Origin of the sequence: Solimonas aquatica (genome assembly GCF_900111015.1) — a bacterium.
Lineage (GTDB): Bacteria > Pseudomonadota > Gammaproteobacteria > Nevskiales > Nevskiaceae > Solimonas > Solimonas aquatica.
Window position 1 is genome coordinate 36,235 of the sequence record NZ_FOFS01000020.1, and the last position, 19,302, is coordinate 55,536.

15 protein-coding genes are annotated in these 19,302 nt (G+C 67.1%); 10 read left to right on the plus strand and 5 right to left on the minus strand.

Annotation, left to right across the window (positions count from 1 at the left end):
* Positions 1 to 107 precede the first annotated feature (107 nt).
* Positions 108 to 995 (minus strand): fatty acid desaturase family protein, encoded by an 888-nt coding sequence (locus BMY12_RS19250; protein WP_093289584.1) that lies wholly within the window; start codon positions 993 to 995, stop codon positions 108 to 110.
* A gap of 137 nt (positions 996 to 1,132) precedes the next feature.
* Between BMY12_RS19250 and BMY12_RS19255 the strand changes: the two genes are divergently transcribed.
* On the plus strand, positions 1,133 to 2,164 hold the full coding sequence (locus tag BMY12_RS19255; protein ID WP_093289586.1) for an AraC family transcriptional regulator: 1,032 nt from the start codon (positions 1,133 to 1,135) through the stop codon (positions 2,162 to 2,164).
* Positions 2,165 to 2,170: 6 nt separating this feature from the next.
* Here the strand turns inward: BMY12_RS19255 and BMY12_RS19260 are convergent, their stop codons facing one another.
* Together BMY12_RS19260 and BMY12_RS19265 are read right to left on the minus strand one after the other, a co-directional pair.
* Positions 2,171 to 3,193: an AI-2E family transporter gene (locus tag BMY12_RS19260; protein WP_093289588.1), complete on the minus strand. Its 1,023-nt coding sequence runs from the start codon at positions 3,191 to 3,193 to the stop codon at positions 2,171 to 2,173.
* Positions 3,194 to 3,238: 45 nt separating this feature from the next.
* Positions 3,239 to 5,101, minus strand: coding sequence for a CocE/NonD family hydrolase (locus BMY12_RS19265; protein WP_245732639.1), 1,863 nt, complete (start codon positions 5,099 to 5,101; stop codon positions 3,239 to 3,241).
* 99 nt (positions 5,102 to 5,200) lie between these two features.
* On the opposite strand from BMY12_RS19265, the gene BMY12_RS19270 reads away from it, so the two are divergent.
* On the plus strand, positions 5,201 to 6,235 hold the full coding sequence (locus BMY12_RS19270) for an aminopeptidase (protein WP_093289591.1): 1,035 nt from the start codon (positions 5,201 to 5,203) through the stop codon (positions 6,233 to 6,235).
* A gap of 89 nt (positions 6,236 to 6,324) precedes the next feature.
* Positions 6,325 to 7,701, plus strand: coding sequence for a cysteine--tRNA ligase (cysS, locus tag BMY12_RS19275; protein WP_093289592.1), 1,377 nt, complete (start codon positions 6,325 to 6,327; stop codon positions 7,699 to 7,701).
* Positions 7,702 to 8,532: 831 nt separating this feature from the next.
* Here the strand turns inward: cysS and BMY12_RS19280 are convergent.
* Positions 8,533 to 9,717: an acetyl-CoA C-acyltransferase gene (locus BMY12_RS19280; RefSeq protein ID WP_093289594.1), complete on the minus strand. Its 1,185-nt coding sequence runs from the start codon at positions 9,715 to 9,717 to the stop codon at positions 8,533 to 8,535.
* Between the two features lie 145 nt (positions 9,718 to 9,862).
* On the opposite strand from BMY12_RS19280, the gene BMY12_RS19285 reads away from it, so the two are divergent.
* From BMY12_RS19285 to BMY12_RS19300, 4 genes are all read left to right on the plus strand, one after another.
* Complete coding sequence (locus BMY12_RS19285) at positions 9,863 to 10,348, plus strand: CinA family protein (RefSeq protein ID WP_093289595.1); 486 nt, start codon at positions 9,863 to 9,865, stop codon at positions 10,346 to 10,348.
* A 3-nt stretch (positions 10,349 to 10,351) separates the two neighbouring features.
* Complete coding sequence (gene thpR, locus BMY12_RS19290; RefSeq protein ID WP_093289597.1) at positions 10,352 to 10,942, plus strand: RNA 2',3'-cyclic phosphodiesterase; 591 nt, start codon at positions 10,352 to 10,354, stop codon at positions 10,940 to 10,942.
* Between the two features lie 194 nt (positions 10,943 to 11,136).
* Positions 11,137 to 12,159, plus strand: coding sequence for a recombinase RecA (recA, locus tag BMY12_RS19295; RefSeq protein WP_093289599.1), 1,023 nt, complete (start codon positions 11,137 to 11,139; stop codon positions 12,157 to 12,159).
* Entirely contained in the window at positions 12,137 to 12,655 is a 519-nt protein-coding gene (locus tag BMY12_RS19300) for a regulatory protein RecX (RefSeq protein ID WP_245732641.1), read from the plus strand. The genes recA and BMY12_RS19300 overlap by 23 nt, the downstream gene beginning before the upstream one ends.
* A 371-nt stretch (positions 12,656 to 13,026) precedes the next feature.
* Here BMY12_RS19300 and BMY12_RS19305 read toward each other — a convergent pair whose 3' ends face one another.
* Positions 13,027 to 13,962: a patatin-like phospholipase family protein gene (locus BMY12_RS19305; protein ID WP_093289602.1), complete on the minus strand. Its 936-nt coding sequence runs from the start codon at positions 13,960 to 13,962 to the stop codon at positions 13,027 to 13,029.
* Between the two features lie 107 nt (positions 13,963 to 14,069).
* Between BMY12_RS19305 and alaS the strand changes: the two genes are divergently transcribed.
* The 3 genes from alaS (at position 14,070) to BMY12_RS19320 (ending at position 18,993) form a co-directional block, all read left to right on the plus strand.
* Complete coding sequence (alaS, locus tag BMY12_RS19310; protein ID WP_093289603.1) at positions 14,070 to 16,724, plus strand: alanine--tRNA ligase; 2,655 nt, start codon at positions 14,070 to 14,072, stop codon at positions 16,722 to 16,724.
* Positions 16,725 to 16,829: 105 nt separating this feature from the next.
* On the plus strand, positions 16,830 to 18,056 hold the full coding sequence (locus tag BMY12_RS19315) for an aspartate kinase (RefSeq protein ID WP_093289605.1): 1,227 nt from the start codon (positions 16,830 to 16,832) through the stop codon (positions 18,054 to 18,056).
* Between the two features lie 151 nt (positions 18,057 to 18,207).
* Positions 18,208 to 18,993, plus strand: coding sequence for an SH3 domain-containing protein (locus tag BMY12_RS19320; RefSeq protein WP_093289606.1), 786 nt, complete (start codon positions 18,208 to 18,210; stop codon positions 18,991 to 18,993).
* The last annotated feature ends 309 nt before the right edge of the window (positions 18,994 to 19,302 follow it).

Here is a 19,302-nt window from a genome sequence, read left to right on the forward strand (position 1 = left end):
TCATTCCCGCCTGCGCGGGAATGACGGCGAGCGTTTTCCTTCGAAAGCAGCGGCGCCCGATCTTTGGTTCGGGGTTTGCTCGCCAGGCCCGCGGCGAAGATGCAGGCTCAGGTGGAGAGCAGCCGGTGCGTGAAGACGTCCACCCTGCGGTTGCCGTGCGCGCGCAGTACCGGTTCGATCTCGCGGTAGACACGGTGATAACGATAAAACGGGACACGCGGGAAAGCGTGATGGATGGAGTGCAGATTCTGGCCCAGCCAGATCCATTCGAAGGGCTTGGCCCAGAACGGAACGATCATGCTGCAGGTGTCGACATAGCGACCCTTGCGGTCGTAGGGGTAGTGCGGGCGGTAGGCGAACCAGTACACCGTGAAGTAGGCGCCCAGGGCGTAGCCGCCCAGCACCACCGCCAGGCCCGGCAGCAGCGGCACCTGCGTCAGAAACAGCGCGCGCCAGCCCAGGGCCAGACCCACTTCGCCGAAGTAGGTCAGCTTCTCGCGGCGCGAGGCCTGCGTGTGCCAGTGGCGGCGGAAGATGTAGCTGATGTGGATGCCCAGCAGGCGCCACGGCGCCAGCAGCGCCGGCAGCAGGCCCTCGGCCATGGCGCGGATGTGGTAGTCCGGATCGCGCTGCGCGTCATTGGTGTAGCGGTGATGGTCGATGTGCTCGATGCGGTGCGTGGTGTGCGGCAGAAAGATCAGCGGCGCGCACAGATGCCCGCAGAGATCGCCGAACCAGGCCAGATGCGAGTTGCGGCCATGGATGTTGCCGTGCGCGGCTTCGTGCACCGGCGTGTAGGACGCGTAGGTGAACGCGCCCATCAGCAGGATCGCCGCCCACAGGGGCAGCATGCCGTGTGCGAAGGCCACCAGCGTGGCAATGGCGCCGCTGACCACGACCGCGACCAGCAGCACCGTGGTCCAGGCAAACGCGCCGGTTTGCCGCTGCGCGGCAATCAGCGCCTGGCGATTGAGTTGTTCCAGACCCGGTTCCATAAAAGTATGTCCTCTCCCGATGAATTTATGCTTCGGCCGCTATGGCCGGCGGTGCTCAGTAAAACCGCCGCAGCCGGCGCTGGCCTGTCATTAGCGGACGCTGACCTGTCATTTGCGGACAGCGGCAGGAGACGGCGATGAGACAGACGCCAAGTCTGCCGGCGCGCTATTTCGTGCGGCTGCTGGACATGCTGCGCGAGTCGGGCGTGGACGTGAGCCTGCTGCTGCGCCAGGCCCGCGTCTCGCGTGCGCTGCTGGAGCGCAATGACGGCATGTTGCCGCTGGATCAGGTGGACCGCCTGCTGGCGCAGGCGGCGCAACTCAGCGGGCGTGACGATCTGGGCTTCGAGCTGGGCCGTTCACTGCGCATCAGCTCGCACAGCGTGGTGGGCTACGGCATGCTGACCAGCTCCTCGGTGGACGAGGGCCTGCGCTTCCTGGCGCGCTATTTCCGCCTGATCACGCCGGTGCTGCAGCTGCGTTATCAGCGCAGCCGCGAGCAGCTGCGCCTGCGCTTCACCCCCGCGCTGCCGCTGCGCCACGAGAGCCTGATGGTGCATCTGGAGGCGACGCTGCTGGGTGTGCACGGCATCATCCGCGAGCTGCTGGGTGGCAGCCTGCCGCCGCACCGCGTGTACCTGGGCTATCCGGCGCCGCCGCATGCGGCGCGCTATCGCGAGATCGAGAACGCACAGTGCCAGTTCGGGCACAGCGGTGACGCCGGCTTTCTCATGGTGTTTCCCGCCGCCGGCTTTGCGCGGGTGCCGGCGCTGGCCGATGCCATTGCCTTCCGCGTGGTGGAGAGCCGCTGCGCGAGCATGCTGCAGAATCTGGTGATCGGGGATCGCATCGCCGACTGGGTGCGGATGATGCTGCGTGAAGCCAGTGAAGGCCTGCCTTCGCTCAAGGCCCTGGCGCAGATGCTCAATCTGAGCACGCGCACGCTCAGCCGCCACCTCAAGCGCGAGGGGCTGGTGTTCCGCGAACTGGTGCGCGAGATCGCGCACGAGAAAGCCTGCCGCCAGCTGGCCGCCGGCCATGCCTCGATCACGCAGATCGCGCTCGACCTGGGCTATAGCGATGTGGCGAACTTCGCACGCGCGTTTCGCCGCCGCAGCGGCATGAGCCCGAGCCGCTACCGTCGCGGCGCGCCCTCGTCAGAGGCCTGAGCGTGCTCAGACCAGGCCTTTGGCGCGCAGCTCTTCCTTGAAGTAGGCGTAGAAGATCGGCGCCGCGATCAGGCCCGACAGGCCGAAGGCCGCTTCCATCACCAGCATCGCGATCAGCAGCTCCCAGGCGCGGGCATTGATGTGCGAGCCGATGATGCGGGCGTTGAGGAAGTATTCCAGCTTGTGGATGGTCACCAGATACAGCAGCGAGATCGAGGCGACCGGCAGCCCCTGGCTGAGGCTGACGATGACGATGGCGGTGTTGGAGATCAGATTGCCGAGAATCGGCAGCAGGCCGAACACGAAGGTGATGGCCACCAGGGTCTTGGCCAGCGGCAGATCGATGCCGAACAGCGGCAGCGCCACGTCCAGATACAGCCAGGTGAAGAAGGTGTTGATCGACGAGATGGTGAACTGTGCGAACACCACGCGGCGGAAGGACTGCGAGAGGCGCAGGGCATGGGCTTCGAGCAGCGAGGCCAGCGGCCGGTGCAGGCGCCGGCCGCTGGCTTTCTGCAGCGAGAGCAGGGCGCCGACGATCATGCCCATCAGCACGTGCACGAAGGAGCGCCCGAAGTCGCGTCCGGCCAGCTGCAGCGAGCCGGCGTGCGTGCGCAGCCAGTCCACCAGCCGCGCCTGCAGCTCGGTGGCATCTTCCGGCACATAGGCCAGCAGGCCTTGCGGCAGGCGTGCGCGGGCGGTCTCGATGATTTCCGCCATGCGCTGCAACAGCAGCGGGAAGCTCTCGCTGCTGTTGCGCAGGAAGGACACCAGGCCCAGCCCCAAGCCGACCAGCGCGGCGATCACCGCGGCGGCGATCAGGCTCACGGCCAGCAGTCGCGGCCAGTCGTGATCGATCACGCCCAGACGCAGGCGGGGGGTGAGCACATTGACCAGTTCGAACACCAGCAGTCCCGCCAGCAGCGCGGACAGCAGGCGCAGTTCCAGCACCAGCACTGCAGCGATGATGGCGACGAGCCAGGGCAGCAGCTCGCGCGCACCGAGTTGGGGAAAAGTGTCGTCGTTCATGGCCGCACATCATAAGGCCGGCGAGGCCCGTGCCGCCGGCCCTGCTCAGACACCGTCGGCGAGAATCTCCCCGGGAGACAGCAGCGGCAGCTGCACGTTGCCGGAAAGCTTGAGTGCCGGCAGCAGCACGTCGCGCGACCAGGTGACGGGATACTGCAGGTGGAAGGCGTAGATCAGCAGCGCCACCTGCTCGCCCGGCGCCAGGCGCTCGGCGATGCCGGTCATGTCCAGATCATGCTGACCGAAGCCGCGCACCGGCGTGAGCTGGTCATCGACGATGTCCCAGCGCGTCTGCCCCGGCGGGCGGTGGCCGATGGCGAAGAACAGGATCGGATCGCAGCCCAGCTGCACGGTGGTGCTGGCGCAGTTGTCCTGGGTCAGGCTGCTCAGGGCCTGCAGATCGACGCTCAGCTTGGGGATGCCGGCCAGCACCGCGCCGGATTCGGGCACGGTGTACAGCGTCTGGTCGGCGAGCAGCAGGCTGTCGCGCACGCCATTGCCCAGCAGTGAACCCACCACGCCCAGCAGGCTGTTGAGCTGCGGTGTGCTGGCGTCGATGGCGAAGCTGCTGCCGCCCTCCTTGATGCTGGCGGTGCGGATGGCATCGCCCTCGGCCAGGCTCAGGCAGAAGTCGTTGCCGGTACTCAGCGCGGCCGCGATGGCGCCGCTGCGGCCCTGCAGCTTCTCCTCGAACCAGGCGAACTGCACCTGATCCAGATCCAGGCTGCCGCAGCTGCGCGAGCCGCTGGCGTCCTGAAAGCCGGGCACGGTGAGCGCGGCGTAGAAGGGGTCGAGCGCGTGCTCCAGGCCCAGGGTCTCCACCGACAGCGGCAGGATGTGGCCGGACTGGTGCGTGAGCAGGCGCACGTCGCCGCCCAGGGCCTTCAGGCACTGGTAGTTGTGATAGCCATCATTGAAGTTGAACAGGGTGTCGCGAAAGCCCTGCGTGAGCAGCACGTCGGCGGCGGGCGGCAGGTTCGGCGCAAAGTCCAGGGTGTCGGGCGTGGCGAAGCGGAAATCCTGCGCCGCCACGTTCTGTCCCTCGCAGAAGTAGCGCAGGCTGTGATAGGCCATGAAGCTCTTGCCGCTGTCGCTGAAGTGATTGCCGATGACGGCATCGAGCAGAATCTCGTACAGCGCCGGGTCCTGCCGCAGCTGGCCGCGCTGCACCAGCTCCAGAACCTTGCCCACCGCCTGCAGCGGCGAGGTGCTGCCGGTGAGCAGGCCGATCAGCGGCAGCTCGCCGCCCGCGATCAGGGCCAGTCCCCAGCCGGACTTGACCACGTCATTGGGGTCCAGCGAGTAGTTGAGATCATGCGGCGTGATGTCCGGCGCCAGCACCCGCAGACGGTGCCGGGGATCGGCGGCGTAGAGCAGCAGCTGATACATGCCGCCATAGGAGCCGCCGTAGGAGCCGACCATCATCTCGCCATTGCCGCGGCGGCGCAGGCCCGGCAGGTTTTCCGCCCAGTCCAGCACCGCGATCAGATCGTAGCCATCGTAATCGGGGTCCATCACCCGCACCGTGCCGCTGGATTCGCCGAACCCGCGCTCATCGATGGAGATGACGTAGTAGCCGGCGTCGATCAGCTTCTGGATGAAGGCATCAGGCGTGGTCTTGCGCGAGCCGCCGTAACCATGACCCTGCAGCACCAGCGGATAGGTCTTGCCGGCTTCGAGCCGGGTCGGCTCGAAGACCTGCACCACGATGGTGTCGCCGGTCCTGGCGACCGGAATCTCCTGGCGGTAGATGGTGCCGGCGCGGGTCTGGGTGAGGGCCACGCGCGGCGCGCTGGCGCCGTCCACGGGCGCGCTGCTGTTGCCGAGCCCGCAGGCCGACAGCAGCAGCACGCCGCACAGCAGAACCGCGCGGGCGCCGAGCCTGCACATCGCCTGAGATGATTTCATGACGCTTTCCCCATCGCTCTGGCACCATCGCGGTGCAGTTTTCATTGTCCGGACATTATCGCAGGGAGCCTGTCGGGCTTGATACGCAAAGCGCTGGTAATGATCACTCTGAGCCTGGGCCTGGGCGGCTGTGCCAGCGCCGCGTACTACGCGCAGGCCGTGGCCGGGCAGTGGCAGGTGCTGCGCGACCGCCAGGATCTGGCCACGCTGATCGCCAGTCCCGACACCGGGCCGCGCCTGAAGCAGCGGCTGCAGGCGGTGCTTGAGGCGCGCGACTGGGTGGTGCAGGCCCTGGACCTGCCGGACAACGGCAGCTATCGCCGCTATGTGGACCTGCACCGCGACTATGTGGTCTGGAATGTCTACGCCACGCCCGAGTTGTCCTTGTCACCGCTGCAGCACTGTTTCCCCGTCGCCGGCTGCGTGGCTTATCAGGGCTGGTATCAGGAGCCGGCCGCGCGGGCCCAGGCGCGGGCGCTGGCGGCGCAGGGTTACGACGTGGCGCTGGGCGGCGTGCCGGCGTATTCGACGCTGGGCTGGTTCGATGATCCGCTGATGAGCCCGATGCTGCGCTGGGACGACGCGACCCTGATCGAGACGCTGATCCACGAGCTGGCGCATCAGAAGCTCTACGTGCCGGGCGACACGGCCTTCAACGAGAGCTTCGCCGAATTCGTCGGACAGGAAGGCCTGCGTCAGTACCGCCGGCTGCATCCGGACTTGCCCGGCAATGCGTCTCTGGAGCGGCGACGCCGCGAGTTCACGCAGCGGGTGCTGGCGCGCCGCGCGCAGCTGGCAACGCTCTATGCCTCGGCGCTGAGTGAGCCCCTGCAGCGCGTGCTCAAGGCCGAGACCCTGCAGGGCCTGCAGCGCGACTATCAGCAGCTGCGTGAGGGTGACTGGCAGGGGCAGGGACCTTACGACGCCTGGTTTGCCGAGGCGCCGCTGAACAATGCGCGCCTGCTGCCTTTCGGTCTCTACGACGCCGGCGTGCCGGCCTTCGCGGCGCTGTACGCGCAGAGCGGGGGCGAATGGCCGCGCTTCTACGCGCGCGCCGCGCAGCTGGCCCGCCTGCCGGCGGCGCAGCGCGCGCAGGCCCTGCGCCAGCTCGCGGCAGGCGCCGGATTGCCCTGAGCGCGGCGGGCGCCGCCGGCCAGCCGGTGCCTCGCGGTTTTCGGTATCCTTCGCCGGTTTCAGCGAGCCCCAAGGCGCAGTCACCGATCATGCAGCTTCATAACACTCTCACCGGCAGCAAGCAGGAATTCGTACCGCTGGATGCGCAGCGCATCACCATGTATGTCTGCGGGCCCACGGTCTACAGCTACGCGCACATCGGCAATGCGCGCCCGGCGGTGGTGTTCGACGTGCTGGCGCGCCTGCTGCGCCGCCGTTATCCGCAGGTGGTGTACGTACGCAACATCACCGACATCGACGACAAGATCAACGCCGCCGCCGCCAAGGAAGGCGTGGACATCCGCGTGATCACCGACCGCTATGCCGCGATCTATCACGAGGACATGGCGGCGCTGGGCGTGCTGCCGCCGGATCATGCGCCGCGCGTCACCGAGCATCTGCCGCAGATCATCGCCATGATCGAGCGTCTGATCGCCAGCGGCCACGCCTACGAGGCGCAGGGCCATGTGCTGTTCCATACCCAGAGCTTCAAGGACTACGGCCAGCTCTCCGGCCGCGACGAGCAGGCACTGATGGCCGGCGCGCGCGTGGAAGTGGCGCCGTACAAGAAGCACGCCGGCGACTTCGTGCTGTGGAAGCCGTCCAGCGCGGATCAGCCCGGCTGGGATTCGCCCTGGGGGCGCGGCCGTCCCGGCTGGCACATCGAATGCTCGGCGATGGCCGAGGCGCTGCTGGGCGAGACCATCGACATCCACGGCGGCGGCCACGATCTGATCTTCCCGCACCACGAAAACGAAATTGCGCAGAGCACCTGCGCGCACGGCGGCAAGACCTTCGCGCGCTACTGGCTGCACAACGGCTTTCTCAACGTGGACAGCCAGAAGATGTCCAAGTCCATCGGCAATGTGCTGCTGGTGCATGAGCTGCTCAAGCAGATGCCGGGCGAGGTGATCCGTCTGGTGCTGCTCACCGGCCATTACCGCCAGCCCATCGACTGGACCGAGGAAGTGATCGGCGAGTCGCGCAAGAAGCTGGACCGTCTCTACGGCGCGCTGCGCGAGCTGGGCGATGTCGCGCCCGCCGCCGGCGTGCGCGCGCCGGCATCCTTCATCGCGGCGCTGGAAGACGATCTCAACACGCCGATGGCGCTGGCCGAGCTGTTCGAGCTGGCGCGCGCGGCGAACAAGGCCAGCGATGCCGCCGAGAAGGCGCGGCTCAAGGCGCAGATGCTGGATGCCGGCGCGCTGCTGGGCCTGCTGCAGAGCACGCCGCAGGACTGGTTCGCGCAGGCGCCGGCGGCTGCCGGTGCGCCGGAGGCCGCCGAGATCGAAGCGCAGCTGGCCGCGCGCGCCGATGCCCGCAAGAACAAGCAGTGGGCGGAATCCGACCGCATCCGCGATGAACTCAAGGCGCGCGGCGTGCTGGTGGAAGATTCCAAGGATGGCCAGCGCTGGCGGTATCTCTGAGCGTTCGCGCACGTCCATCGCAGGACGGGTTAGGCGCGTGAGTGCCGTGGCCCGCCAGGGCCTTGCTGGTTGTTGCTTGGTTTGTTTGCTGATCTGGCCTTGGTTTCGTGCGCCCTCCGGCGCCCGAGGTACTTCTCTTTGCTCGTGCAAAGAGAAGTACCCAAGAGAAAGCACGCCCTACGCCTCGCATCCGTCGCCGCTGTCGCGGCGGCGGAAGCCTGCGCTGCTCACGTGCTCGGGGCCGTCGCATACAGGCCCTCCATGGCCTGTATGCAACTGAATCGAACATCCTGTTCGATTCTCCCCTGCGCTCGCTGCGCTGCTCGGTGCGAGGCAAAGGGGGGTAGGGCAAAAGCAACAGCGCAGCGACGCTTCGCGCGCGAAGCTGCTGTGGCTTTTGACTTTGGGGTCCCCGTCTCTGGCGCTGAGCTGTGCGGCGAGCGCAGGGGAGAGCTGCCCAGGAAGGGCAGCTCAGTTGCAGCCGCGCCATGGATGGCGCGTCTGCAACGGCCCCGAGCACGTTGCACAGCGAAGGCACCGGCGCAGCCGGCGCCAGAGCCGGGGTGTGCTTTCTCTTGCTTACTTCTCTTTGCACAAGCAAAGAGAAGTGAGTCGGCCGCCGGAGGGCGGACGAACGAGGCAATAGATCGAGAGATACCCCAAGCAACAAACGGTAAAGCTCTGGCGGGTTACGGCGCTATCGCGCCTAACCCGCCCTACGAGTGAGTGCGCGTGGCAGGCAGCAGCCACATGACTGCACGAGATGCAGCCCAAGAAAAAGGCCGCGCTCCTGCGAGTGCGGCCTTGCGTCCGTCTTCAGCGCGGCGCGCCTCAGATCATTTCCACCGCCAGCGCCACCGCTTCACCGCCACCGATGCACAGCGAGGCGATGCCGCGCTTGCCGCCGGTCTTGCGCAGCGCGCCGATCAGGGTGGTGAGGATGCGCGCGCCGGAGGCGCCGATGGGGTGGCCCAGGGCGCAGGCGCCGCCGTGCACATTGACGCGCTCGGCCGGCAGCTTGTGGTCCACCATCGAAGCCATGGTCACGCAGGCGAAGGCTTCATTGATTTCCCAGAGATCCACGCCGGCCGCGGTCCAGCCGATCTTGCCGAGCAGATTGCTGATCGCATACACCGGCGCGATGGTGAATTCCGAAGGCAGACGCGAATGCGTGGCATGGCCGACCACGCGCGCCAGCGGCTTGATGCCGCGCTTCTCGGCCTGCGACAGCCGCATCAGCAGCAGCGCCGAGGCGCCGTCGGAGATGGAGCTGGCATTGGCGGCGGTCACCGTGCCGTCCTTCTTGAAGGCGGGCTTGAGCGAGGGAATCTTCTCGGGGCTGGCCTTGAACGGCTGCTCGTCGCGGCTGATGGTTTCCGAGCCCTTGCGGCCCTGCACTTCCACCGGCACCACTTCGAAGTCGAAGCTGCCGTCCTCGTTGGCCTTCTTGGCGCGCGACAGCGAGCTCAGCGCGAACTCATCCTGCATCTGACGGGTGAAGCCGTAGCGCTCCACGCAGCGCTCCGCGAACAGGCCCATGGGCGTGCGCTTCTCGTAGGCGTCTTCCAGGCCGTCGAGCGCCATGTGGTCCAGCACCTCGCCGTGGCCGAAGCGGTAGCCGCCGCGCGCCTTGGGCAGCAGGTAAGGCGCGTTGCTCATGCTCTCCATGCCGCCGGCCAGCACGATCTCGGCCGATTCGGCCTTGATCAGGTCATTGGCCAGCATCACGGCCTTCAGGCCCGAGCCGCAGACCTTGTTGATGGTGGTGGCGCCTGCGGCATCCGGCAGGCCGGCGCCGCGCACGGCCTGACGCGCCGGCGCCTGGCCCAGACCGGCCGGCAGCACGCAGCCCATGATCACTTCCTGCACGTCTTCGGGCTTGACGCCACCGCGCTGCACGGCGGCCGCCAGCGCGATGCTGCCCAGCTGCGTGCCCGGGATGCCGGCGAACATGCCCTGCAGGCCGCCGATGGGGGTGCGCACGGCGGAAGTGATGACAATGGGATCCTGGCTCATGATGTCTGGTCCGAAAGTAATGAGGGGCACCTGCCATTATCGCATCCTCGGGCATCGGTAAAATCAGCGGCATGAAACCTCATGCGCACACAGTCTGTTTCGTATCCGTATGCAAGGCCCGTCGGCGACGCGGGAGCTGCGGCCCATGAGCGATGAACTGATCGCCGCCTTGGCGCAGGCGCTGCAGACGCGCGGCGAATGGCTGGCCACCGCCGAGTCCTGCACCGGCGGCATGATCGCCGCGCAGATCACGGACCGCGCCGGGTCTTCGGCCTGGTTCGAGCGCGGTCTGGTCACTTATTCGAATCTGGCCAAGACCGAGTTGCTGGGTGTGGAGCCGGTGCTGCTGGCCGAGCACGGTGCGGTCAGCCAGGCCTGCGCCGAGGCCATGGCCCGCGGTCTGCTGCGCGCCTGCCCGGTGGACTGGGGTGTCGCGGTCACCGGCATCGCCGGGCCCGGCGGCGGCACGCCGGACAAGCCGGTGGGCACGGTGTGGATCGCCTGGATTCAGCGCGGGCAAAGGCCGCAGGCGCATCGCTTCGGCTTCGAGGGCGACCGCGCCAGCGTGCGCGCGCAGGCCGCGCAGGCGGCGCTGGAAGGCCTGCTCTACCGCATCGGCGAGGCCGGCTGAGTCATGCAGCTCAACCGCCTGTTTTTCGCGCTGTGGCCGGATGAGGCCGCGCGCAGCGCCAGCCGCGAGGCGGCCCGGCAGCTGCAGTTGCGTCTGCAGCCCGGCGGCTATCTGAGCAGCCCCGAGCGCTATCACCTGACCCTGTTGTTTCTCGGTGATCAGGTCCGGCCCGAGCACGAGCAGGCGGCCCTGCGTGCCGCCGAGGGCCTGCGCGCCGCGCCCTTCGAGCTGTGTCTGGATCAGGCCGGCAGCTTCCGCAACAAATCCGTGCCCTGGTGGCTGGGGCCGCGCCAGCCGCCGGAGGCACTCACGCAGCTGCACGAGCGCCTGCGCGAAGCCATGGCGCGCGCGCAGGTGCCGGTGGAGCGCATGCGCTTCGTGCCGCACCTGACCATCGCCCGCGATGCGCGGCGCGTGCTGCCGCCCACGCCGGTGACGCCCATCCGCTGGGCCGTGCAGGACTTCGTGCTGATCCGCAGCCGGCTGGACCGTCAGCCCCTGGAGTACGAAATTCTCGGGCGCTGGCCCTTGACCGGTGCCGCCGCAACGGCGCCGCCCAGTTCGCCGCCGCCGCAACTCGATCTGGGCTTCTGAGCGCGGGCTGCGCCCGGCCTGTGCGGCATTTGGCAGTCGCGGGCCGGCCGGCGCGAACATTTGCGGGCGTATCTGTGTAAAAATACAGTATCCGCAGTGGCCACCCTGGCTCAGCTTCTGAGCCAGGGGCTGCCGACAATGCGGGCCTGGACACTTTCAACTCGTATTTATTTCTTCGAAGGACGCACATCGCTATGGACGAGAATCGCCGCAAAGCCCTGGAAGCCGCGCTGTCGCAGATCGAAAAGCAGTTCGGCAAGGGCGCGATCATGAAAATGGCCCCCGGCGAGCAGCTGCGCGACGTCGAGGTGATCTCCACCGGTTCACTGACCCTGGACGCCGCCCTGGGCATCGGCGGTCTGCCGCGCGGCCGTGTGGTGGAGATCTACGGCCCGGAATCCTCGGGCAAGACCACGCTCACCCTGCACGCGGTGGCCGAGTGCCAGAAGGCCGGCGGCGTGGCCGCCTTCATCGACGCCGAGCATGCGCTGGACGTCAACTACGCCCAGAAGCTGGGCGTGAAGGTCGAGGACCTGGTGATTTCCCAGCCCGACACCGGCGAACAGGCGCTGGAAATCGTCGACATGCTGGTGCGTTCCAACAGCGTGGACATCATCGTCATCGACTCGGTTGCGGCCCTGGTGCCGAAGGCGGAAATCGAAGGCGAGATGGGTGATTCCATCGTTGGCGTGCAGGCGCGCCTGATGTCGCAGGCCCTGCGCAAGCTCACCGGCAATATTTCGCGCTCCAAGTGCCTGGTGGTGTTCATCAACCAGATCCGCATGAAGATCGGCGTGATGTACGGCTCGCCGGAAACCACCACCGGCGGCAACGCGCTGAAGTTCTACGCCTCCGTGCGCCTGGACATCCGCCGCACCGGCTCGATCAAGAAGGGCGACGAGGTGGTGGGCAACGAGACCCGGGTCAAGGTCGCCAAGAACAAGCTGGCGCCGCCGTTCCGGGAAGCGGAGTTCGAAATCCTCTTCAACGAAGGCATCTCCAAGCTGGGCGAGCTGATCGACCTGGGCGTCGAGCACAAGCTGGTCGAAAAATCCGGCGCCTGGTTCTCCTACAAGGGCGAGAAGATCGGCCAGGGCAAGGACAACGCCCGCAGCTATCTCAAGGAGCATGCGGAAGTGGCCGACGAAATCGAGCAGGCCATCCGCGTCAAGCTCAATCCGGAACGCGCTGCGCGTGCGGAAGCGGCCCTCAAGTAAAGGCGGCAAGCGCGCGCCGCTGGATGCCGGCGCCGCGCGGGGTCGTGCGCTGAAACTGCTCGGCCGGCGCGAACACGGCGCCGCCGAGCTGGCGCACAAGCTGCAGCAACGCGGCGCCGAGCGCGAAGTCGCCGAACAGGCGGTGCAGGCGATGCGCGAGGCGGGCTGGCAGTCCGACGCCCGCTACGCCGAGATGCTGCTGCGCAACCGCGCCGAGCAGGGCTATGGCCCGCGGCGCATCCGCGCCGAGCTGGAAGCCGCACGCGTGCCGGCGGCGCAGATCCGCGAGATTTTCGAGCGCAGCGAGGACGACTGGGCGGCGCTCTGCGCGCAGGCCTGGCGGCGCAAATTCAAGACGCAGGCCCGCGACGCGGCCGACTGGCAGAAGCAGTACCGCTTCCTGAGCACGCGCGGTTTCGAGGCCGAGAGCATCCGCGCCGTGCTAAAACGGCCGCGCGGTGTGGAAGAGGATCTGCCGGAAGCGTCCGAGGACTAGGGCCTGTCAACCATCACTTTGCCCGCTGCGTTGCTGCCAGAAATCGCGCCAGGCAGGGCGCGAAACGCGGGCCTTGGTGCTTCCAAGGCCAAGTTTCGCAACGCCGCATGGCGCGATTTCTGGCGCAACCCGAAGGGACGGGGCTGTTTTGGCGCAGGGCGGCGTTGGCAGCCGCTGGCTTGGAATCACCAAGCCGCGCGTCTGCCGCCTTGCCCTGCGCCAAAGCAGCCTCCGCCGCAGCGCGCAAAGTGATGGTCAACAGGCCCTAGAGCCGCTTCCGTTTTTTCAAGAATCAGGCAGAGGCGCAAAACCGCTTTTCCGAGACTGGCTAGCGCCTGGACCTGATTCTTTTCGCCTCACGCTCCTTACTTTCAGCGCAGCATCGCGGTCGGCACCGCATCGCGATTCAGGGGTGGCGGCAGCCGTGCGCCCAGCTTCTCGCGAATCTTCGGCATGGCCGCCAGCGCCGCGCGCTCGCCCTGCAGGATGGCCAGCTGGCGCGAGTCGAAGTCCGTGGAGGCGATCTTGCTCAGGTCCGGGCGGATGATCACATCGGCCTGTGGCAGCTCGGCCTCGCGGATCGACTGACCCATGATTTCGAAGGTGCGCATCAGCACATCGAGCTTGCCGGTGGTGGCGCTGCTGTTGGGCGGCGTGGAGACGTCCACGGCAATGACGATGTCGGCGCCCATCTGCCGCGCGTAACGGATCGGCACCGGGCTGACCAGGCCGCCGTCCACGTATTCGACGCCATTGATCACGGTGGGCTGGAACACGCCGGGCACCGAGGACGAGGCGCGCACCGCCTGACCCAGGTTGCCGCGCTGGAACAGCACCGCCTGGCCGGTGTCCACGCGCGTGGCCACGCAGGCAAAGGGAATCGCCAGCTGCTCGATGGGTTTGTTGTGCACCAGCTGGTTGACGAAGGCCTGCAGGGCGTCGCCGCGGATCAGACCCTTGCCGAACATCGACCAGTCGGTGATGGTCGCGCGTTCCAGCTCGAAAGCCATCTGCTGCAGGTCGAAGCCGTTGATGCCGGAGGCATAGAGCGCGCCGGCCACGCTGCCGGCGCTGGTGCCGACGATGAAATCCGGTTTCAGGCCCTGGATGTCCAGCAGCTTGAGCACGCCCACGTGCGCAAAGCCACGCGCACCACCGCCGCCCAGCACCAGGGCGATTTTCGGTGGCGGCGGCGGGACCGGCGCGGCGATCGGAGGCAGCTCGGCGGGTGGCGGCGCGCTCTGTGGCGTGGCGCAGGCGGCGAGCAGGGCGAGCAGCAGCAGGCAGGCAAGTTTGAGTCGGGTCATGGCGCGGGCATTCTAGCGGTCGTCGCGGGCGGCGCGGATTGGCGATAAGTCAATGGCTTGGCTACCATAACGCCCCTTTTTGCGTTCCTATCCAAATCCCTCACGCCATGACCAGCAACGAGTTGCGCGCCAAGTTCCTGGAATTCTTCCGGAGCAAGGGCCACACCATCGTGCCCTCGTCCTCGCTGGTGCCGGGCAATGACCCGACCCTGCTGTTCACCAATGCCGGCATGGTGCAGTTCAAGGACGTGTTCACCGGCCAGGACAAGCGCCCTTACACGCGCGCCGCCAGCAGCCAGAAATGCGTGCGTGCCGGCGGCAAGCACAACGACCTGGAAAACGTCGGCTACACCGCGCGGCATCACACCTTCTTCGAGATGCTGGGCAATTTCAGCTTCGGCGACTACTTCAAGCAGGACGCCATCGCCTACGCCTGGGAATTCATCACCTCGCCGGCCTGGCTGGGCATCGACAGGAACCGCCTGCTGGTGACGGTCTACGAGAGCGACGACGAGGCCTACGCGATCTGGAACCAGTCCGTGGGCGTGCCGGCCGAGCGCATCGTGCGCATCGGCGACAACAAGGGCGCCAAGTACGCCTCCGACAATTTCTGGGCGATGGGCGATACCGGCCCCTGCGGCCCCTGCACGGAAATCTTCTACGACCACGATCCGGATGGCAGCAAGGGCATCTGGGGCGGCCCGCCGGGCTCGCCCGAGGAAGACGGCGACCGCTGGATCGAAATCTGGAACGTGGTGTTCATGCAGTTCGAGCGCAGTGCCGATGGCCAGCTCACGCCGCTGCCGGCGCCCAGCGTGGACACCGGCATGGGCCTGGAGCGCATCAGCGCGCTGATGCAGGGCTATCACGACAACTACCAGACCGACACCTTCCGGCATCTGATCGGCGCGGTGGCGCGGCTCGCCAGGCAGGAGCCCTATGCCAATGCCTCGCAGAAGGTCATCGCCGATCACATCCGCGCCACGTCCTTCCTGATTGCCGACGGCGTGCTGCCGTCCAATGAAGGTCGCGGCTACGTCCTGCGCCGCATCATGCGCCGCGCCATCCGCCACGGTTACAAGCTGGGTCTGGCCGAAGGTTTCTTCTCGCAGCTGGTCGCGCCGCTGGCCGAGGTGATGGGCGAGGCCTATCCGCAGCTGCGCGCGCAGCAGGCGCAGATTGAGAAGACCATCCGTGTCGAGGAAGACAGCTTCGCGGTGACCCTGGGCAATGGCATGAAGCTGCTGGACGAAGCCATCGCCAGGCTCGAGGGCAAGACCATCCCCGGCGCGGTGGTGTTCAAGCTCTATGACACCTACGGTTTTCCGGTGGACCTCACCGCCGACATCGCGCGCGAGCGGGAACTGGCCATCGACGAGGCCGGCTACGAGCGCGAGATGGAAGCGCAGCGCGAGCGCGCCCGCGCCGCCAGCAGCTTCAAGGCCAGCGGCACGCTGGCCTACGAAGGCGCCGAAACCTGCTTCATCGGTTACGACAAGCTCTGGGACGATGTGCAGGTGCTGGCCCTGTATCGCGACAGCCAGCCGGTGCAGAGCCTGAACGCGGGCGAGGCGGGCGTGGTGGTGCTGGATCGCACGCCCTTCTACGCCGAGAGCGGCGGCCAGGTGGGGGATCAGGGCTCGCTGCGTCCGCCGCCGGCCTGCGGCGGCGAGAACGGTCTGCGCTTCGAAGTGCGTGACACCCAGAAGATCAAGGGCCAGGTGTTCGGCCATCACGGTGTGCTGAGCCAGGGCAGGCTGAAAGTCGGCGACAGCGTGCGCGCCGAGGTGAAGGCCAGCGTGCGTCGCGCCAGCATGCGCAATCACTCCGCCACGCATCTGCTGCATCGCGCGCTGCGCGAGGTGCTGGGCACCCATGTCGCGCAGAAGGGTTCGCTGGTGGACGATCAGCGCACGCGCTTCGACTTCTCGCACAACGCAGCCGTCACCGCCGAGCAGATCATCGAGATCGAAGACCGTGTGAACCGTGCGATTCTGGCCAATGTGCCGGTCAGCGCGCAGCTCATGAAGTACGACGAGGCCATCGCCAGCGGCGCCATGGCCCTGTTCGGCGAGAAGTACGGCGATGAGGTGCGCGTGCTCAGCATGGGCGAGTTCTCCACGGAGCTGTGTGGCGGCACGCATGTGACGCGTACCGGCGACATCGGCCTGTTCAAGATCGTCTCCGAAGGCGGCGTCGCGGCCGGCATCCGCCGCGTGGAGGGCATCACCGGTGAGAACGCGCTGGCCTATCTGCGCGCCACCGAGAACAAGCTCAAGTCCGCCGCCGAGCTGCTGCGCGGCAATGCCGACGACGTGAATGCCAAGATCGAGCAGCTGCTCGAACGCGGCAAGCAGCTGGAAAAGGAAGTGGCGGCGCTCAAGGGCAAGCTGGCCTCCAGCGCCGGCAACGATCTGCTCGCGCAGGCGCGCGAGATCAAGGGCGTGAAGCTGCTGGCCGCGCGCGTCGATGGCGTGGACGGCAATGATCTGCGCACCCTGATGGATCAGCTCAAGAACAAGCTGGGTTCCGGCGTGCTGCTGCTGGGCAGCGCCAAGGACGGCAAGGTGAGCCTGATTGCCGGTGTCACCAACGATCTCACCGCCAGGCTCAAGGCCGGCGATGTGGTGAAGTTCGCGGCCGAGCAGGTGGGCGGCAAGGGCGGCGGGCGTCCCGACATGGCGCAGGCCGGCGGCACGCAGCCGGAAAACCTCGATACGGCGATCGCCTCGATTGCCGGCTGGATCGAAACGAAGTTGTAGGGTGGGTCAGCGCGCAGCGCGTAACCCACCGGTTCATACGGCGGGTTACAGCGATCAGCGCAACCCGTCTTACCCAAGGGCAGCAGCAAGCACCAAGAAGCAGACATGGCACTTATCGTTCAGAAGTACGGCGGCACCTCGATGGGCTCGGTGGAGCGCATCGAGCATGTCGCGCGCAAGGTGGCGTCCTTCCATCAGCAAGGGCATCAGGTGGTGGTGGTGGTGTCGGCGATGTCGGGCGAGACCGATCGCCTGCTCAAGCTCGCCAAGGCCATCGATCCGAAGGGCAGCGCCCGCGAGTTCGACCAGATCGCCGCCACCGGCGAGCAGGTGACGATTGCGCTGCTGGCCATCGCCCTGCAGAAGATGGGCGTGCCCAGCCGCTCCTTCACGGGCTGGCAGGTGCCGATCCGCACCGACGACGCGCACATGAAGGCGCGCATCCAGAAGATCGAGCCCGAGGCGCTGCTCGCCGCCTGCCGTGCCGGCATCGTGCCGGTGGTGGCGGGCTTCCAGGGCATCACCGAGGACGGCAGCGTGTCGACGCTGGGCCGCGGCGGTTCGGACACCACGGGCGTGGCGCTGGCGGCGGCCTTGAAGGCCGACGAATGCCAGATCTACACCGATGTGGACGGCGTCTACACCACCGATCCGCGCGTCGAGCCCAAGGCCCGCCGCCTGAATCAGATCACCTTCGAGGAAATGCTGGAGATGGCGAGCCTGGGCTCGAAAGTCCTGCAGATCCGTTCCGTTGAATTCGCGGGCAAGTACAAGGTCCCGCTGCGCGTGCTGTCCACCTTCGTGGACGGCCCGGGCACCCTGATCACGCTTGAGGACAGCAAGATGGAAGAACCGCTCATCTCCGGCATCGCGTTCAGCCGCGACGAATCGCAGATCACCGTCACCGGCGTGCCGGACAAGCCCGGCGTGGCCGCGGCCATCCTGGGCCCCGTGGGTGACGCCAACATCGAAGTCGACATGATCGTGCAGAACGTCGGCGCCGACGGCACCACCGACTTCACCTTCACCGTCTCGCGCGGCGACCACGACAAGGCCCTGGCCGTGATCAAGAAGGTGGCGGGCGAGCTGGGCGCCAAGGGCGTGGCCGGCGCCACCGACATCGTCAAGGTCTCCGTGGTGGGCGTGGGCATGCGCAGCCATGCCGGCATCGCCTCGCAGATGTTCAAGGCCCTGGCGGCTGCGGGCGTCAACATCCGCATGATCTCCACCTCCGAGATCAAGATCTCGGTGGTGATCGACGAGATGTATCTGGAACTGGCGGTGCGCACCCTGCACAAGGCTTTCGGGCTGGAGGAAGCCAGGACCGCCTGAGGCCTGGCGGCGCCGATCTTGCGTATCGGTCGGGGATTGCGGCAGGAATCAGTTGCGATTCAGACTCCGGGTCTATAAAGGGCGTCGCCCCGCGACGCCCTTTTGTTGACGGGTTGATCGCGCCTGCCGCCCAACCAGATGGAGTCCCCCCGTGAAGCGAAATCCGCTTGCCGCCATCGTCGTTTTTGCCGCAGTTCTGCTGCCTTGGTCCCTCGCGCAGGCCGCCGAGGATGCGCCAGCGGGCGATGAAGTCGCCGATCTGCGCCAGCAACTGGCCAAGCAGATCGAGCAATGCAACACCCTGGCCTCGTCCACGCGGCGCACCATCGAATCCTCGGACCATGAGCTGGCCGCGCAGCGGCAGCGCTATGCCGATCTGGCCGAGCGCTACAACCAGCTGCGCAGCGAGAACAGCGAGCTGGGCCAGCGCCTGAAGAGCACCAGCGGCGCGCTGGATTACAACTATCAGCAGTCGCTGGTCTACAAGCAGGGCCAGGAGAAAGTTGCCGGCGAACTGGGGGCGGTCAGGCAGACCAGCCTGCAGCTGCAGGCCAAGCTGGAGGCGCTGCAGCAGGAACTGCAGGCGGCGCACCAGAAAAATCTCGAGCAGGCCATGGCCCTGGCCAGCGAGCGTCAGCACGCCAAGGACGCGCAGGAGCAGCTCGCGCAGCTGCAGCAGCGCGTGACCGCGCTCAGCGAGGTCAACAGCCGCCAGGCCGAGAGCCTGGCCAAGGCCGCGCTGCCCAGCGTGGGTATCGGCGAGCGCCTGCGTCTGCCCGCAGCCACCCTGTTCACCAGCGAGACCGACGGCAAGCCCAGCTCGCAGATGCTGCCGGAGGGCAGCACCGTGACCGTGGTCGGCACCCCGCGCGGCACCACCGGCTTTTACGCGGTGACCACGGAGCAGGGCAGCACCGGCTGGATCAGCCTGCGCTGAGTCCGCAGGGCGCGAGGGCGGAGCTGAGGCGTCTTCGCAGTCGCGGCGCCTGCCAACGAAAAAAGCCCCGCGTTTAGCGAGGCTTCGTTCTATATCAAATGGCGCGCCCGGAAGGATGACTCGGCCCATCCGGGCCTCGCCCTTCGGGTGCCGCCGCAGCGCGGCGGCATGCGAGCCGGCTGCGCCGTCTCGCCGAACCATGTTGACTTGTCGGAGCTTCGAATCCTTCCCTCCAGCCTTTGCGCCAACGAAAAAAGCCCCGCGTTTAGCGAGGCTTCGTTCTATATCAAATGGCGCGCCCGGAAGGAT

Bases quoted from the DNA above. Each gene is read 5' to 3' on its own strand.
- BMY12_RS19250 (WP_093289584.1), bottom strand. From the start codon at position 995: ATGGAACCGGGTCTGGAACAACTCAATCGCCAGGCGCTGATTGCCGCG.
- BMY12_RS19255 (WP_093289586.1), top strand. From the start codon at position 1,133: ATGAGACAGACGCCAAGTCTGCCGGCGCGCTATTTCGTGCGGCTGCTG.
- BMY12_RS19260 (WP_093289588.1), bottom strand. From the start codon at position 3,193: ATGAACGACGACACTTTTCCCCAACTCGGTGCGCGCGAGCTGCTGCCC.
- BMY12_RS19265 (WP_245732639.1), bottom strand. From the start codon at position 5,101: ATGAAATCATCTCAGGCGATGTGCAGGCTCGGCGCCCGCGCGGTTCTG.
- BMY12_RS19270 (WP_093289591.1), top strand. From the start codon at position 5,201: ATGATCACTCTGAGCCTGGGCCTGGGCGGCTGTGCCAGCGCCGCGTAC.
- cysS (WP_093289592.1), top strand. From the start codon at position 6,325: ATGCAGCTTCATAACACTCTCACCGGCAGCAAGCAGGAATTCGTACCG.
- BMY12_RS19280 (WP_093289594.1), bottom strand. From the start codon at position 9,717: ATGAGCCAGGATCCCATTGTCATCACTTCCGCCGTGCGCACCCCCATC.
- BMY12_RS19285 (WP_093289595.1), top strand. From the start codon at position 9,863: ATGAGCGATGAACTGATCGCCGCCTTGGCGCAGGCGCTGCAGACGCGC.
- thpR (WP_093289597.1), top strand. From the start codon at position 10,352: ATGCAGCTCAACCGCCTGTTTTTCGCGCTGTGGCCGGATGAGGCCGCG.
- recA (WP_093289599.1), top strand. From the start codon at position 11,137: ATGGACGAGAATCGCCGCAAAGCCCTGGAAGCCGCGCTGTCGCAGATC.
- BMY12_RS19305 (WP_093289602.1), bottom strand. From the start codon at position 13,962: ATGACCCGACTCAAACTTGCCTGCCTGCTGCTGCTCGCCCTGCTCGCC.
- alaS (WP_093289603.1), top strand. From the start codon at position 14,070: ATGACCAGCAACGAGTTGCGCGCCAAGTTCCTGGAATTCTTCCGGAGC.
- BMY12_RS19315 (WP_093289605.1), top strand. From the start codon at position 16,830: ATGGCACTTATCGTTCAGAAGTACGGCGGCACCTCGATGGGCTCGGTG.